Annotated in this window: 1 protein-coding gene; it reads left to right on the top strand. The window is 68.5% G+C overall.

From position 1 onward, the window contains the following. On the top strand, positions 1–182 hold a 182-nt coding region (locus A6V37_RS38815), incomplete at its 5' end, for a DUF899 family protein (RefSeq protein WP_157447853.1). Positions 183–520: the final 338 nt, after the last annotated feature.

Raw genomic sequence — 520 nt, 5'->3', positions numbered from 1 at the left:
CCCGCGACCCGCCAGGCATGATCGCATCTGTGCTGGACGACGCCGTGGTGTACCACACGTATTCCACCTATGCGCGTGGCCTGTCCTGTCTATGGGGCATGTATCAGTGGCTCGACCGCGCGCCGTGCGGGCGCATCGAAACCTGCGTCTGCTTGCACCGCTACGACGCGTACCCGGCGTGATTCACCCGGGCTCGCGCGCATACTGGTGCAATTCGGTCCGGACGGTCGCGTGTTCGATGCCGCCGCTCTCCTCCAGCGCGGACGCCACTATCCCGCTCATCCCGCTCGTCACGCCGTCCACTGCGCGCCTGGCGTCGTGACTCTTCGTCTGTGCCTCCCAGCCCAGCGACCCTCCCTCCCCCTCCTGTGCCGCCCATTCGCCCCGCCCCCCCCTGACGTCTCTCTCCTCTCGCTGACCCCGCGCCGCCTGCCACCGCACCGTCCAGTCCCCCTACCTCACCCCTCCTCCACACTCCTGCCACCGCGCTGTCATCCACATCCCATGTCACCCTCCGTCG

Source organism: Paraburkholderia ginsengiterrae, from assembly GCF_001645125.1.
Taxonomy (GTDB): Bacteria; Pseudomonadota; Gammaproteobacteria; order Burkholderiales; family Burkholderiaceae; genus Paraburkholderia; species Paraburkholderia ginsengiterrae.
This window is presented reverse-complemented; position numbering and strand designations above follow the sequence as displayed.